Annotated in this window: 14 protein-coding genes; 2 read left to right on the top strand and 12 right to left on the bottom strand. The window is 64.0% G+C overall.

What is annotated here, in order from left to right; genetic code table 11:
* Positions 1-56: 56 nt before the first annotated feature.
* The 10 genes from ABFD92_12140 to ABFD92_12095 form a co-directional block, all read right to left on the bottom strand.
* Complete coding sequence (locus tag ABFD92_12140) at positions 57-1,562, bottom strand: hypothetical protein (protein ID MEN6505286.1); 1,506 nt, start codon at positions 1,560-1,562, stop codon at positions 57-59.
* 103 nt (positions 1,563-1,665) lie between these two features.
* A complete protein-coding gene (locus ABFD92_12135; GenBank protein MEN6505285.1) occupies positions 1,666-2,016 on the bottom strand; it encodes a type II toxin-antitoxin system PemK/MazF family toxin in 351 nt (116 codons plus the stop codon).
* On the bottom strand, positions 2,010-2,267 hold the full coding sequence (locus ABFD92_12130; GenBank protein MEN6505284.1) for a hypothetical protein: 258 nt from the start codon (positions 2,265-2,267) through the stop codon (positions 2,010-2,012). The genes ABFD92_12135 and ABFD92_12130 overlap by 7 nt, the downstream gene beginning before the upstream one ends.
* 204 nt (positions 2,268-2,471) lie before the next feature.
* Positions 2,472-4,163 carry a UDP binding domain-containing protein gene (locus ABFD92_12125; protein ID MEN6505283.1) on the bottom strand — a complete coding sequence of 564 codons (1,692 nt, stop codon included), beginning with the start codon at positions 4,161-4,163 and terminating at the stop codon, positions 2,472-2,474.
* A 302-nt stretch (positions 4,164-4,465) separates the two neighbouring features.
* Positions 4,466-5,872, bottom strand: a complete 1,407-nt coding sequence (locus ABFD92_12120) for an MBL fold metallo-hydrolase (GenBank protein ID MEN6505282.1) — start codon at positions 5,870-5,872, stop codon at positions 4,466-4,468.
* A 169-nt stretch (positions 5,873-6,041) separates the two neighbouring features.
* Positions 6,042-7,331, bottom strand: a complete 1,290-nt coding sequence (locus ABFD92_12115; GenBank protein MEN6505281.1) for a DNA adenine methylase — start codon at positions 7,329-7,331, stop codon at positions 6,042-6,044.
* Positions 7,332-7,409: 78 nt separating this feature from the next.
* Complete coding sequence (locus tag ABFD92_12110; GenBank protein MEN6505280.1) at positions 7,410-7,559, bottom strand: hypothetical protein; 150 nt, start codon at positions 7,557-7,559, stop codon at positions 7,410-7,412.
* A 128-nt stretch (positions 7,560-7,687) separates the two neighbouring features.
* Complete coding sequence (locus ABFD92_12105) at positions 7,688-8,209, bottom strand: tetratricopeptide repeat protein (GenBank protein MEN6505279.1); 522 nt, start codon at positions 8,207-8,209, stop codon at positions 7,688-7,690.
* A 12-nt stretch (positions 8,210-8,221) separates the two neighbouring features.
* Entirely contained in the window at positions 8,222-9,358 is a 1,137-nt protein-coding gene (locus ABFD92_12100; protein MEN6505278.1) for a hypothetical protein, read from the bottom strand.
* Positions 9,359-9,405: 47 nt separating this feature from the next.
* The gene (locus tag ABFD92_12095; GenBank protein ID MEN6505277.1) at positions 9,406-9,996 is read right to left on the bottom strand and encodes a sigma-70 family RNA polymerase sigma factor; all 591 of its coding nucleotides are present in this window, start codon (positions 9,994-9,996) and stop codon (positions 9,406-9,408) included.
* 152 nt (positions 9,997-10,148) lie between these two features.
* Here ABFD92_12095 and ABFD92_12090 point away from each other — a divergent pair, with 152 nt between their 5' ends.
* Positions 10,149-10,901: a hypothetical protein gene (locus ABFD92_12090; protein ID MEN6505276.1), complete on the top strand. Its 753-nt coding sequence runs from the start codon at positions 10,149-10,151 to the stop codon at positions 10,899-10,901.
* A gap of 157 nt (positions 10,902-11,058) precedes the next feature.
* Here ABFD92_12090 and mtnA read toward each other — a convergent pair whose 3' ends face one another.
* A complete protein-coding gene (gene mtnA / locus ABFD92_12085) occupies positions 11,059-12,135 on the bottom strand; it encodes an S-methyl-5-thioribose-1-phosphate isomerase (GenBank protein MEN6505275.1) in 1,077 nt (358 codons plus the stop codon).
* A gap of 284 nt (positions 12,136-12,419) precedes the next feature.
* On the opposite strand from mtnA, the gene csrA reads away from it, so the two are divergent.
* Positions 12,420-12,671: a carbon storage regulator CsrA gene (csrA, locus tag ABFD92_12080; protein MEN6505274.1), complete on the top strand. Its 252-nt coding sequence runs from the start codon at positions 12,420-12,422 to the stop codon at positions 12,669-12,671.
* 97 nt (positions 12,672-12,768) lie between these two features.
* On the opposite strand, the gene ABFD92_12075 is transcribed toward csrA, so the two are convergent.
* Positions 12,769-13,614, bottom strand: a complete 846-nt coding sequence (locus ABFD92_12075; protein MEN6505273.1) for an HD domain-containing phosphohydrolase — start codon at positions 13,612-13,614, stop codon at positions 12,769-12,771.
* Between the last annotated feature and the right edge of the window lie 65 nt (positions 13,615-13,679).

Here is a 13,679-nt window from a genome sequence, read left to right as displayed (position 1 = left end):
GCACCCATCGGGTCAGCTTGCGCTTTTTCTTCAACGGCACGGGCGAGACGCCCGTGCTACTTCGCCGCGTCGATGGCGGCATCGAGCCGCTTAAGCGTGTCTGCCGCCTGGGCGGCGTCAACGTCTTTCATGAGGCCCCTGAGCTTCGCCGCGTCGGCCTTGGCGGCCGCGACGGCCTTGGCGATCTCATCGGGCTTCTGCATCGCCGCGGCCAGGGCGGTGTTGATCTGAGTATACAGCGCCAGGGCGTCCTTGCCGCCCAGCAGTTTCTCCAGGTCCGGCGCGGCGCGCAACAGCACCGCCTCGCCGCCGCTGGCGGTGAAACGCACTTTGAAACCCGGTACGATCTTGCGGATCTTGGCGTCCTTCGTGGCCTCGGCGTCGAGCACCTCGACAGCGGGAATCTTCGCCGCCAGCATCACGGACGATTCCTGGGCCGGCGGATCCTTGTCCGGCTCGTATGGCTTGAAGTTGACCCGCTTGTCGACGACGAGGATGTACTCAGGGACAGCGGTGTCCTTGGCCTTGAAGCGGACCTCGGGCGTCAGCAGCCCGGCCATCAGGTTTTCGGAGGCTGCGACGACGAGTTGGTCCGGGCCGAAGGTCTTGGCGGAGGCGTGCTCACCGCCGAGAACCTCGATGCTGCGCGTGCCCCAGAGGTGCCGGCCGAGCACGTCGATGGTGTATCGGTGCAGCTTGTACCACTGCGGCACCAGCGGGTTGTCGGGCTTGTAGGCGGGCATGCGATGAGGCGAGTAGCAGAAGTTCGAGATCCCCTGGGCGCCGTAGGCCATCGCGCACATCATCTGGAATCGCACGCAGGTGAAGGTCGTGTCGCCGGCGTAGCATTCGAACAGGGCCATGTCATTGGCGTTACAGAACTGCCGGTCGCGCTCGAGCTGCTCGCAGTAGCGCCGCGCCGCCCGGCCGGTGCTGTAGCCGCGGCGTCCGGGCATGTACGGATAGCTCTGCATGTGCAGGATGCGCAGCGGCGTATTGCCCTGCTGCGGGCTGTAGGAATACAGCGACATAATGGGCACGACGTGCGGGTGCTCCTTCTTGAGCCACTCGGCCGTGTTGACCTCTCGCGGGTCGAAGCCGCCGCCGTTGTCGCCGACGATGATGCCCTGCAGCATCGGATGGTCGCCGATGGCGGGGTTCTTGAAGAAGTTCGCGTCAAGCACCTCGGCGGGCTGATAGAAGGTGGCCTTGCTCTTGGCGCTGCTCCGCGCGCCGCAAAGCTGCACCTTCACGCCGCCGACTTTTTCGGCGAAGGGCAAAATCCGCTCGTCGTCAATGAGCACGTTGAAGCCGATGGCCTTGAAGTCGCGAACGAACTTTTCGGCGTAGGGGCTCTTGTCGTCTTCCATCCCGTGGAAGCACCAGGCGCTGATGGGGTACTCGACGAACCGCTTGTACGGTTCCATGCACGCCAGCGGCGGGTGGACGAAGTTGGGATTGTCGGCCCACTCGACGCACCCCGGCGGCAAGGCCGCCCACGCCGGCGAGGCCGCCAGGAATAATGCCCATGTCACGCAAAGAGCCCAGAGTCTGGCTGTCATGATGGATTCCTGCCTGGTAAGAAGATTCATTCTGTCAGACCGCCGCCGTGATGACAACCATGAAACCCGCCCAGCGGCCGCAGGGGCTGCATGAATCAGGCCGTCATTTACTGGGCCGCAACAGCATCGTCAGCCCCATCAGCACTTCCTCGACGCGCGAAGGAGAGAGGGTTCCTATCTTCTTCAGCAGGCGGGATCGATCAACAGTCAAAACCTGTGAAACGTTCACGACGCTGCGCTTGGAGAGGCTCGCTTCGCCTTTGGCCAGAGCCACATTGCCCGGGGCGCGACCCAGCGCGAGATTCGAGGTCAGCATGCAGACGACAGCCGTGGCAATCTTGCTGGCGTTGAAGTCATCATTCTGCACCACAAGCACCGGCCGCCGGAATCCCGGTTCGCTGCCTGATGGAGAGGGAAGATCGAGCCAGAAGATGTCACCCTGGCGAATCACCATTTCTCATCTCTGGTCAATTCAGCCATGTGCCGCGAAGCGGCATCGAGAAAGGCGCCCTCATCCTCGCCAAGGCCCTCCCCGTAGACTTCATTGAGTCTGGCGATGATCTCCCGAGAACGCTGGTGCTCCAACAGTTCCCGCAGCGCCAAGCCGATCAGGCGGCTGCGGGAAATCTTCATCTTCCTTGCTGTCTGATTCGCCCGGCGGAACAATTTCTCATCCAGCGATATGGCGGTTTTGACTGTGGCCATGGTGCGAATCCTTATACTGATAGTACTACCATAAGTATAACCCACAGCCGAAACAAAAGCAAGATCCGCTGGGCGATCAACGCGGCTCTGGCCCTGCACGAGCGGGGTTAGGTAACCCAGACTGAATCCCGCCAAGACAAAGGGCCGCAGGCGAGGGGTATCGCTTGCGGCCCTTTTGTGCGTCAGTCGGGGATCGTGTGCCGGTTACGCGCTGGCGTAGGGTTCGTCGCCGGCGGCTTTGCCTTTGCCGGGCTTCTTCGGGCGGCGCATTTCTTCTTTGATGCGCTGGATGTGCCCGCGCCCCAAGGCCTTGACCTCGCAGCCGAGTTCGAAGTAGCGGCGGATCTGATCGTCGCTCAAAATGCCGAAGCAGTCGATCACTGCCAGCGGCGCCCCGGCCATCTTAACCACCTCGTCGGCCGTCAGCTTGAGGTACGGCGCGTGGGGCACGGCCAGGATGACCGCCTCGGCGCCGGAGAGGGCCTTGGCCAGATCCTGTTCGATGCGCAGGTCCTTGAGGTGCTCCTGGTTGCGGAAGAACCTCGCCCACGAATGCCCGGGGGCGGGGTAGGTGTCCTGGCTTTCCAACTCGTACCAGTGCTCGACGTACGGGTCATGCACTCGCATCTCGGCGCCCATCTCGGTCAGGCGGCGGACGACCATTTCCGAACCGCTGTAGCGAGTGTCGCCGACATCCTGGCGGTACGACGCGCCGCAGATCAGCACGTCGGCCCCGGCGATGTAGCGCCCCATGTTGCGCAGGGCGTCTCGCACGAGCGTGGCCACGTGCAGCCCGCGCGTGTCGTTGATGTCGATGGCGGTCGGGCTGATCTTGAAGATGTCGTCGCCGTCCTCAAAGCCCAGGATGTGCTTGTACGCCCAGTAGCCCAAGCCGCCGTCCTTGGGCAGGCAGTACCCGCCGATGCCCGGTCCAGGAAAGATCATGTTGCTGTGCGTGGGGCGCATCTTGATGGCGTTGATGACCTTGATCAGGTCGACGCCGTTGCGCTCGGAGAACAGGCTCCACTCGTGCAGGAACGCCAGCGTCGTCGCGCGGTAGGAGTTCTCGACGATCTTGGTGGTCTCGGACTCGATGGGGCGGTCCATCACCGTCAGCGGGAACTTCTCGCAGTTGAGCACCTCGCGCAGGAACTTCTCGACGCGAGCGCGGGCCTGGGGCTCACAACCGCTGCAGACGCGCCAGAAGTCGCGAATGCTGGCGACATATTCCTTGCCCGGCATGACGCGCTCGAAGCTGTGCGACAGCAGCGGCGTCTCCTCGATGCCCCGCGTGGCGAAGGCCTTCTTCAGGATCGGCCAGGCCACGAACTCCGTCGTGCCCGGGGCCACCGTCGTCTCGATCAGCACCAGGCACTGCGGCGGGATCTTCTCGCCGATGGTGCGCATGGTGGCCTCGAGGGCGGCCATGTCCGTCTCGCCGGTCTTCATCTTGCCCAGGTCGCGCTTGGAATAGTCGCACTGCACGTCGACGACGACGCAGTCGGCCAGCGTCAGGCAGTCGGGGTTGAAGGTGGCCGTCAGCGTCTTCTTCTCCAGCACGCACCGCGCGATCATCGGGTCGACTTCCGGGTCCTCGGCCTTGACCGGCGAAACGCCCTCGTTGAGCATGGGGATCTTCCAGTAGCTCCTCGCGCTGGGTCTCTGACAGCCGATAACGAACTTGCTGGGCTTTTTGGTCTTCTTGTCGACGGTGTCGGCGACCACGGCCGCCATAACGGCACCCACGAACCCGACGCCCATGACGACAACGACCTCCTGGCCGTTCTTTCGGGCTGCGGCAGCCAGGCCGGTCAACCGCTTCATTTCGGCGACATAATCGTCCTGCTCGGGGATCTTGTATTTTTCGCCGCTGGGGCTGACGGAATACTGCGCCATAGTCGTTGTCCTCATCTGAGTGCGAAAAGGTGACCAGCCCCGCGCGGGGCTACGGGGATATCCTATGATACGACGGCGTCAAAATCAAATTGTGTGGAGTGCGGCAGCCTTAGCTGCCGCTTTGGCAGTTTTCAAGCCGCTGGAAAGCCTCCGCGATCAGGCTCAGCGTTCCCGCTCACTCTAGGTCAGCTGAATCCTCGCAGGAGGTCTACGTTGAGGTCCTGCCAGCACTTCAACTCAGCAGATGGTCCTGCTCATGCCAAAAACTGGCAAAGCGGCAGCTAAGGCTACCGCACTCCATATCAGCTCAGCACCACGCGGTCCTGGTAGTTCGGGGCGATCGCCGACCAACCGGTCTTTTCGGTGAGGTACTGGGCGAACTTCACCGCCGTCTGGGCTTCGCCGTGAATGACGAACACTTGCCGCGGCGGCCGGGCCAGACCCGCCAGCCAGCACATCAGCTCGTCGCGGTCGGCATGGGCGGAAAAGCCGTTGATCCGGGCGATAGAGGCCTTGACCTGGTACTCCTGGCCGAGGATGCGCACCTGGCCCGCGCCGTCGAGCAGGATGCGTCCCAGGGTGTCAACAGCCTGGTAGCCCACGAACAGAATCGTGCTGCGCGGGTTGGAGATGTTATGCGCCAGGTGGTGCTTGATGCGCCCGCCGGTACACATACCCGACCCGGCGATCACGATGCACGAGCCCTTGACGGCGTTGATGGCCTTGGAATGATCGGTCGTCTCGGTCATCATCAGCCCCGGAAAATCCAGCGGGGTTCCATGATTGCGGATCTGCTCGGCCATGTTCGAATTGAAGCACTCGGGGTGTTCTTTCATCACGCGCGTGATGCGGATGGCCATCGGGCTGTCCAGGAACACCGGCAGGTGCGGGATGCGTTTGGCGTCGTGCAGTTGGTTGAGGCGGTAGAGCAGCTCCTGCGATCGCTCCAGGGCGAAGCTGGGAATGATGATGTTGCCGCCGGCTGCGACCGCGCGGTTGATCACGTCGGCCAGGCGGTCGTTGATGTCGGCGTCCTGGTCGTGCAGGCGGTCGCCGTAGGTCGACTCGACCAGCACGTAGTCCGCCTGCCCCGCCAGGTCCGGGTCGGCGATGATGGGATTGTTCCATCGCCCCACGTCGCCCGAGAACAAGACCGTCCGGGCCATCCCGTTGGTCTGAGCGCTGACGCTGATCGTGCTCGATCCAAAGACGTGTCCGGCCTCGTGGAAGACGGCCGTGATTCCTTTGGCGACTTCAATCGGCGTGTTGTACGCCACGGGCGCGAACAGGGCCTCGCATTTCTGGGCGTCTTCCGTGGTGTACAGCGGCTGGTAGCCAAACGGGCTGACGCGGTTCTGCTTGGCGTGGCGCTTGCGCTTGAAGGCCACGTCTTCTTCCTGAATGTGGGCCGAATCGAGCAGGATGAACTGCGCGATCTCGGCGGTGGCGCCGGTGCAGTAGATGCGGCCGTTGAAGCCCTCCTTGACGAGCTTGGGCAGCAGCCCGCAGTGATCGAGGTGCGCGTGGGTCAGCAGGACCGCGTCGAGCTTCGAGGGTTTGATCGGGAACGGGTCCCAGTTGCGGCTCTGGAACCGGCGTTCCTGATAGAGCCCGCAATCGACGAGGATCTTCCGCCCATCCATCTCCAGCAGATGCCGCGAACCGGTAACGTTCTGCGCCGCGCCAAGAAACGATAATGCAATGTCCATGGAGTCGATTTTAACGCCGCGCCCGCGGTTGTGGTAGTAAGCTTGCAAAGCGAGGCTTGCCCCGCGCATTTGTTCGGGGATGGGGAGAGCGGGATTACAAGATTAAAACCGGATTAAGAGGATACGAACGGACCAGGAAAGATCGAGCGATCGGTCTCTAATTCTGGTTTTATCTTCCCTTGAATCCGCGTAATCCCGCTCTCCCCCGTCCCCGCTGCTCCTGTTGTAGTATGTTCTCCGACATTCGTTCCACGTCTTTGCGCCGCTGTGGCGTGCCTGCTGTATCGCAGGCGGCCACGAACTCGACCGTGTGCGACTTGGCGCTCATCCGCGGCGTGCTGACGCGATAGCGTTTGTAGGCCTGCGTGAAGACGTGCAGCGCGCCGCGGGCGGCCAGGGGCGCGAGAACTTCCGCCAGGGGGATCGTGCCGTCGGTGCTGTAACTGACGAGAATGTGGCGGGCTTGAACGGTCGCGATCAGATCGGCAAACGCCGCGGCGGCCTGAGAAGCATGATTGTACGCGCTGCGGCGGCTGGTGCGCCAGTCGGTGCGGATCGCCGCCTTGTTGCCGCGCGCTTGGGTCACTGCGCCCAAGGCCGGCTTGTCCCACAGCGCCACGGTGTTGAGCACGTGGTAGTTGCTGCCGTAGGGGTGCTGGTTATAGGGTGGGTCGATGTAAACGATGTCGGGCGTTCTGCCGAGCGTTTCGGTCAATCGGCCTGCCAGCGCCTGCGCGTCAGCCTGTGTCGCCAGGTTCGTCCGGTCGTTGTCGTGCAAGAGCGGCGGGCTCAGCGTCAGCGGCGCGAGGATCCGGTAAAGCGCCGTGCCCGTGCGTCCGCCCCAGCCGTGATGGTAGCCCTTGAACACGCCGCTGGTGTTGCTGGCGTAGCTGACGGCGTAGATCAGCGCCGCCAGCACGTACGCCAGTTCGTCGTCGTCGATCTTGCCTTGGGCGTGCCACTGCGCGAGTTGCTCTCGTATGGCGTCAATGCGCATCCCGTTGGCGCGCGTGAAGAACATCCGTTCGGTCAGAGGATCAGCAGCGGCATCGTCGAACGGGCACAGGTGCGTGCTGACGTACCCATCGAGCGGCCGCAGGGCGTTGAGTTTATCAAACACGGCCGCGGCGCCGCCCAAGGCCTTGAAGGCCGGCACGGCGTTGAGCGCCACGGTGCCGCGGGCGATCTGGCAGGCGTATGGCTCCCAATCGTTGGCCAGCACCGCAAAGCCTTGTTTCTTGGCCCACCGCGCCACGACCGTACTGCCGGTGAAGAGGTCCACGAACAGCCCGCCGCGACAGCCGCTGTGCCGCACGGCCGCATCGATCACGTGCAGGAGCTTGCGCTTGTTGCCGATGTACGGGATAAGCTGCGAGAAGACGTATTCCCCCGTCCGCACGGCGGCATGCGCCCGCGGCTGATGAATGCGGTCGGCTGTGACAACGGTGACGCCGCTCATGCCGCCATTATGCAGACGTGGAGTAGTCCGTCAACAACGCTCGATATCCGGAGAGAACACGAATGACACGCTCGCATTTCAATGCCGTTTGAAGTACTGAACCTCGCGCTCGTGCTTTTCGGCCCCTTGGCGCGTGTCGAACGTGCCGAGGTTGCGACGCTTGCCCGTCTTGGGATTAGGGCTGCGGGAATACAGCCGGTACTTGCCACTCTTGAGCTTGCGGATCATGATCGTCCCTCCCGCAGAATTATACGTCCAGCCGGCGGTGAAACATGCGGGAGGAAACGATTGCGGTCGGCCTGCTCGCGCAGAAATTCGACGATTCCCTGAGCTGCGAAGATTCTCATCCAGTTCCGTCAGAAGGACCGGGGCGGGGGCGGGGCTTTCGTTTCCAGGTCCACCGGCGTCTGCACCGGCGGGACGGGGGCGGGCGGCGAGGCGGCGCTGCCGCCGAGATCGGCCAGGTGTTGGCGTGCCAAGTCGGCGGCCGGCGTGTCGCCGTAGACCTTGATCAACTGTTGATAGAGGGGTTTGGCTTTGTCGATCATGCCCTGCTTCTCGCAGCAGAACGCCAACCAGAAGAACGCTTCGCTGGCGTGCTTGCGATCACCGGCTTCATCGAGCGGGTTGACGACCGCCTGGAATTTCAAGGCGGCCTGGGCATACTGCAGTTCCGCCAGAAGCGAGAGCCCTTCGTGGAAGGTCGCCATCGCCTCGGTGGGCTTGATGCTGGTGACGGGAGGCGCGGCGGGTTGGGTTGACGGGGCCTTCTTCTGCCAGGGCATCTGCATCACGGGAAATTTTGGCATTTCCATCGACGCACAGCCCATCATGGCGGCGGCAACAACGATCACACAAGGCTGTAGTTTCATTGGCATGGTGGGTCCTCGTCAGCCCAGGATCATCTTCGCTTCGAACAGCCAGCCGCGAAGGGCTTCGCTCTCGACGGCGCCTGCCAGCACGGCATCGATCTGTTCGCTCACGCCGCTGCGTTTGAGCAGCGACATGAACCCATGCACCTCGCCCGGCGCCGCGGGATTGACCATCCCCAGACGCGTCAGCAGCACTTCGCTGGTCTCCAGCGCCTTGCGGCTGGCCTCGGTCATCGGCTGCTGTCGCAGCGGGGCGAGGCGCTTGAGCAGGTTAGACCGCTTCAAAGCCGCCTGCCTGGCGTCGAGGTTGTCGTCCTGCCCGGCCTTGGCGCCCAGGTAGGCCTGCTGGGCACTTTCAAAGAGTGCCGCGTACTGCAGGCGCAGCGCCTGGTACTGGGCGACGGCAGTGTTCTGCTGGGCGATGCCCTGGCGATATTGTGCCAGCGTGCGTTCGAGTTCGGCGCGGATCTGTTCGTTCTTGTCCTTCTTGGCGTCGACCTCGCGCACAAGCTTGGCCATGTTGGCACTGAGATCTTCGGCCTGCGCCTGGCGCTGAACGTTGATCTTCTGCGACTGATCGAGTTCTTTCTGCAACCGGGCCGCCTGCTCTGCGGCGTGGGCGGCGCGGCTCTCGACCGACGCCGTCAGCAGGTTGGCGTTCTGCAGTTCCGTCCTGAGCTTGATGAGGTCCTGCTGGGCCTGCGCCTTGGCGCTTTCCAGCCGCGCGATCCGGTTCTCCAGGTCGATGGCCCTGGTCTTGGCCTCGGCGGCGGCAGCCTCGGCGCCCGAGAGCTCCTGCCGGAGGCTCGCGATGGTTTTCTCTTTGCCGGTCCCGGCGCTGGAGGAGTTGTACAGGAAGATGCCCACCACGGCCAGCAGCGCCGCGGCCACCGACAGCGGGATCAGGCGGCTGAGCCAGATGTTGGCGCCGAACTTTCGGGGCAGGTCGGCGGGGATGGGTTCTTCCGTCTCCGGCGGCGGCGGCGGCGTGACCGCCCCGGCGGCGGGCGGTTCCTGGGCGTGCGTCATATCAGCGATCTCCTGGTTCAAAGCGGGCGCCTGCCCCGCGCGGGCCTGCAGAACGGCTTGTTCAGCGCCGCTCTTGCGCAGCAGTCGTTCCAGAGCGTCTTGAGGTTGTTGCTGGGCTTCGCTCATATCGTCCTCTATCGTCTATATCCCGCCGCCGTGATCGAGCGCATAATTCAGACCGCGAACCCCTTCTCGCGCAGGCACCGCCGCAGCATCCCGTACGCCCCGTTGAGGCGCAGGCGAACGGTCGCCTCGGGCAGGTCCGTCGCCTGCGAAACGCCGCGCGTGCTGCGACCCTCGACGTAGCGAAGATGGATCAGCCGCTGCAGCTCCCGAGGCAGGGCGCTGCGGCAAAGACGAACCGCCTCGTACTGCTCTGCCGTCATCGCCTGCTGCGGCGCCGCGTCGACGTCGGACTCGAAAATGTCGTCCGCCAGGTCCGGATCGAAATGCTCGGGCGTCACGCGCCGCGCCCAGTGCCGCCGCGCGACATTGCGGGCGATGGCAGCCAACCAGCCGCCAAAGCCCCCGCGGTCGGCGTCGTATGTATCCAGCCCGCGGTACGCCCGCAGGAACGTCTCCTGCGTCAGGTCCTCAGCGTCGGCCTGGACGAACCCGCTGCGCAGCAGAAACGCCGCCACGCGCGGCGCGTGCCGTGCGTACAACGCGTTGAACGCCTGCTGGTCGCCCTGGCGACAGCGGTCGATCAGATCGCGATTCTCGTGACTAAGTTCCGACATGCTGGCGTCTCGGTCATCGTTCATAACAGCTTCGAAAGCATTAGCATAGACGCCCGCACCGGCAGTGGCAATCGCGAAATGCGTGGCGAAACCTTTGGGAATTCCTGCGCACCGCACACCCCGGGCGAATACAGACATGCAATGCCGCACCCTCAAGCGGCCGAAAGGACTCTCGAATGAAAACTGCATTGTGCCTCTGGGGATTGCTCTCCGCCGTCATGACCGGATGCGCCTCGCACAACGCCATGGAACCTCCGGTGGCCGACATGGTCCGCGCCGGTGTGGTCAGCGAACCGCGCCATGTCAGCCAGATCGAGGAGTCGCTGACCGACGCCGACATCGCCCGCAGGCTGGACGCGAAGATATCGGCCAAGCTGCCGGCCTCGATCGCCCTGGCGCCGCTGAAGAGCCACTGCTCGGGTTTTCAGCCTTACCTGACGCCGATCGACGCGGCGGAACTCAACGCATGGGAAGCCATCTGCCCCGACCGCAAGATCATCCACGGCATCCGCCCGATCACGCCGCTGGTCCACCACAGCGAGAGGCCCACGCTGCACTCGCTGCGACAGTCTGCCGCGGCAATGGGCTGCGAACTGCTGCTGGTGTATCTGCAAGCCGACAGCGAGGTTTCCAACACCACCGACGCGGCGATCCTGTACTGCACGATCATCGGCCTGTGGACCGTGCCGGGCAACGTCAGCGAGTACAAGACGGTCGCCCAGGCCGTCCTGCTGGACTGCCGCACCGGCGCCATCCTCGGCACGGCTACCGGCGACTGCCTCCTGAAAAAGGAATATCCCGCCGCCTACGAGCAACAGCGCAGAGATGAACTGGCCAAAGACGCTTCCGCCGGCGCAATGAAAGACCTCCAAGCCGCCTGCCGCCGCCTGATGGCCCAGATCACGCAATCTTCCGTTGCCGGAAGATGACTGTCTATCCCGGATATCCACCGCCGAGAATGCGGAGATCGCAGAAGTACAAGAAATTGGCCACGGCGACACCTTGACTTCGCCTGCCCACGGCGACCCGCTACGCCTGTCGCCATGCCACCCCGCGTTTTTCTATCGCCGCTGCCCGCACCCCCACTCACAACTCACCACTCACAACTTTTCTGACATTCTCCGTCGTCACCGGACTGATGATCCCGCGGTCGGTGATGATGCCGGTGATCAACTCGGCGGGCGTGACGTCGAAGGCGGGGGAATACGTGCGGATGTTCTGCGGAGCGGTGCGGCGGCCGAAGCCTTCGGTGATCTCGTCGCTGCCGCGCTGCTCGATCGGGATGCCCTCGCCGGAAGGCAGGTTCAGGTCGAACGTGCTGTACGGAGCCGCCACGTAGAAGGGCACGTTGTGGCGCTTGGCCACGATCGCCAGACCGTACGTGCCGATCTTATTGGCCGCGTCGCCGTTGGCGGCGATGCGGTCGGCCCCGACGACGACCATCTGCACCCGCCCCTCGCGCATGACCTGGGCGGACATGTTGTCGGTGATGACCACCGCATCGATGCCCGCGGCCGCCAGCTCCCAGGCGGTCAATCGGCTGCCCTGCAGCAGCGGGCGAGTCTCGTCGCAGTAGACCGTGAAGGCGTGACCGGCCGAGTGAGCGGCGTACATGCCGGCGGTGGCGGTGCCGATTCCGGCCGTCGCCAGCGCGCCGGCGTTGCAGTGCGTCATCACGCCGCTGCAGCGCTGCACCAGCGGGGCGGCGTTGCGGGCGATCGCCAGGCACATCGCCTCGTCCTCGGCGTGAATGGCCTGGGCCTCTTCCAGCATCGCCTTGCGATATTCGTTGAAGTCCTGGCTGAGCACCCGCTGGCAGCGCGCCAGCACGCGGTGTACCGCCCATTCGAGATTCACTGCCGTTGGGCGCGAGCTCTTGAGATATTCCCCCGCCGCCTCCATACCCGTCTGAAAATCGTTGCCGTCGGGCACCCACTGGGACGCCACGACCATACCGTACCCGGCGGCCACCCCGATGGCCGGCGCGCCGCGGACGGCAAGACGCTTGATGGCGTCCCAGACGGCCTGGGCGTCCTTGCAGTCGATGAAGAGGGTTTCGTTGGGCAGGCGGGTCTGGTCGAGCATCCGCAAGTGCCCGCGGACGGCGTCGCCGACCCACTCCACGACTTTGACCGGCGGTTTGAGATTTTCAATGGCATTCATGCCCACAACGTAACGCAAGATGCCATCATGGAAAATCAAAATATCGCGGGCATGAAACGATCCTAAGGTCCTCGATCCTAGATCCTCGGGCGGGAACCCTAGGATCGAGGACCTGGGATCGAGGATCTTCTTTTCCCGGCATTTTTCAGATTCTCGGAAAGGTTCTCACGTCGGCGGTCCGTCTGGCCGATAAAATCCGTGGCCAGGTTTCAGGAACGCTGAGCGGACCCCACGTATGTGGGCCGATATGCTGCCGCGCGGGCGATCCGTGGAAGGAGCCTCGGATGCTGGTGCTGTCTCGACAACGCGATCAATCCATTAAGATCGGCGATGACATCAAGATCACCGTCGTGGACATCCGCGGCGACAAGGTGCGCCTGGGCATTGAGGCCCCGGCGCATATCCCCGTCCACCGCGAGGAAATCTACGAAGCCATGAAAGGCCAGCAAGGCCCCGGACACGTCGAGTCGCTCGCCGGACGCAAGCAGGGCCGACCCGAGGAGTCCCCTTCCGGAAACAACACCGGCAACGAATGATCGAGTCTCGCGGCTTTTTCGCTGGAAACAGCAAGGCCGGCGTCGGGTTCAACGCCGGCCCTGCCGCCCAGACAAGTACTCCGACCTGTAACGCAAATCAGTCCTCGACCGCCACCGGGGCGGGGCGGTTTTCCAGCATTGTCACGTTGATGATATCCGCCAGGGCGTCGACCACCGCCCGGTCGTACCCCGCCGGCGAGCAGCGGCGCAGCTCCGCGATGGCCCCCCCTGCCGTCATCGCCCGGCGCTGCGGGCGGTCGTGCGTCATCGCATCGTAGGCGTCGGCCGCCGCCAGGATGCGCGCCGACAGGGGGATTTCCGCCCCGGCCAGCCCGTCAGGATATCCCGTGCCGTTCATGCGCTCGTGATGATGCTTGACCGCCCCCAGCACGTCGGTCAGCAGCGTCATCGGTTTGAGCACGTCGTACGAGATCTGGCTGTGCGGCATGAGGCGGCGGTAGTCGTCCACGCCCAGCAAGGCGTTGCGCTTGATCAGGTCCTCGGGCATGGCAATCATGCCGATGTCATGCAACCGCCCGGCCATGTGAAGCTTGCGGCACATCGCCTCATCCAGCCCCATGCGCCGGGCCAGGTGCTCGGTCAACTTGGCCACGCGCTCGCTGTGCCCGCTCCAGTATTGGTCGCGGGCTTCGACGAAGTTCATAATCCGATACAGCACCTGGGCGTAATGTTCCTCGGCGTCGGATGCCGCCTGGCGGCGGCGCTCGTCCGAGCGTCGCGACTGCCGCACCGCCCAGTAGACCTGCACCACCAAGGCCCCCGCGATCAGCGCCATCGCAGCCGCCGCCAGCGCCTTGCCGTCCGGCGTGCCCGCCAGTGCCATCGCCGCCGAGGCGGCGATCATCGCCACTACCGAAACGCAGGCTGCACGCAGCATCTCGGACGTCTCGGACAGAATTTTCAGTCGAGTGATGTCCAGCATTTCCTTTTCCGCGCCCTTCTCCGACCTCAGCGGAAATCTACAATCTGAAATCCCCGTCAGGCGCG

Source organism: Planctomycetaceae bacterium (assembly GCA_039680605.1).
Taxonomy (GTDB): Bacteria; Planctomycetota; Phycisphaerae; order SM23-33; family SM23-33; genus JAJFUU01.
Note: the sequence above shows the minus strand (reverse complement) of the source record. Positions and strands in the feature narration are given on the sequence as shown.

Coding starts and splice junctions, on each gene's coding strand:
- ABFD92_12140 (MEN6505286.1), bottom strand. CDS start 1,562: ATGACAGCCAGACTCTGGGCTCTTTGCGTGACATGGGCATTATTCCTG.
- ABFD92_12135 (MEN6505285.1), bottom strand. CDS start 2,016: ATGGTGATTCGCCAGGGTGACATCTTCTGGCTCGATCTTCCCTCTCCA.
- ABFD92_12130 (MEN6505284.1), bottom strand. CDS start 2,267: ATGGCCACAGTCAAAACCGCCATATCGCTGGATGAGAAATTGTTCCGC.
- ABFD92_12125 (MEN6505283.1), bottom strand. CDS start 4,163: ATGGCGCAGTATTCCGTCAGCCCCAGCGGCGAAAAATACAAGATCCCC.
- ABFD92_12120 (MEN6505282.1), bottom strand. CDS start 5,872: ATGGACATTGCATTATCGTTTCTTGGCGCGGCGCAGAACGTTACCGGT.
- ABFD92_12115 (MEN6505281.1), bottom strand. CDS start 7,331: ATGAGCGGCGTCACCGTTGTCACAGCCGACCGCATTCATCAGCCGCGG.
- ABFD92_12110 (MEN6505280.1), bottom strand. CDS start 7,559: ATGATCCGCAAGCTCAAGAGTGGCAAGTACCGGCTGTATTCCCGCAGC.
- ABFD92_12105 (MEN6505279.1), bottom strand. CDS start 8,209: ATGCCAATGAAACTACAGCCTTGTGTGATCGTTGTTGCCGCCGCCATG.
- ABFD92_12100 (MEN6505278.1), bottom strand. CDS start 9,358: ATGAGCGAAGCCCAGCAACAACCTCAAGACGCTCTGGAACGACTGCTG.
- ABFD92_12095 (MEN6505277.1), bottom strand. CDS start 9,996: ATGAACGATGACCGAGACGCCAGCATGTCGGAACTTAGTCACGAGAAT.
- ABFD92_12090 (MEN6505276.1), top strand. CDS start 10,149: ATGAAAACTGCATTGTGCCTCTGGGGATTGCTCTCCGCCGTCATGACC.
- mtnA (MEN6505275.1), bottom strand. CDS start 12,135: ATGAATGCCATTGAAAATCTCAAACCGCCGGTCAAAGTCGTGGAGTGG.
- csrA (MEN6505274.1), top strand. CDS start 12,420: ATGCTGGTGCTGTCTCGACAACGCGATCAATCCATTAAGATCGGCGAT.
- ABFD92_12075 (MEN6505273.1), bottom strand. CDS start 13,614: ATGCTGGACATCACTCGACTGAAAATTCTGTCCGAGACGTCCGAGATG.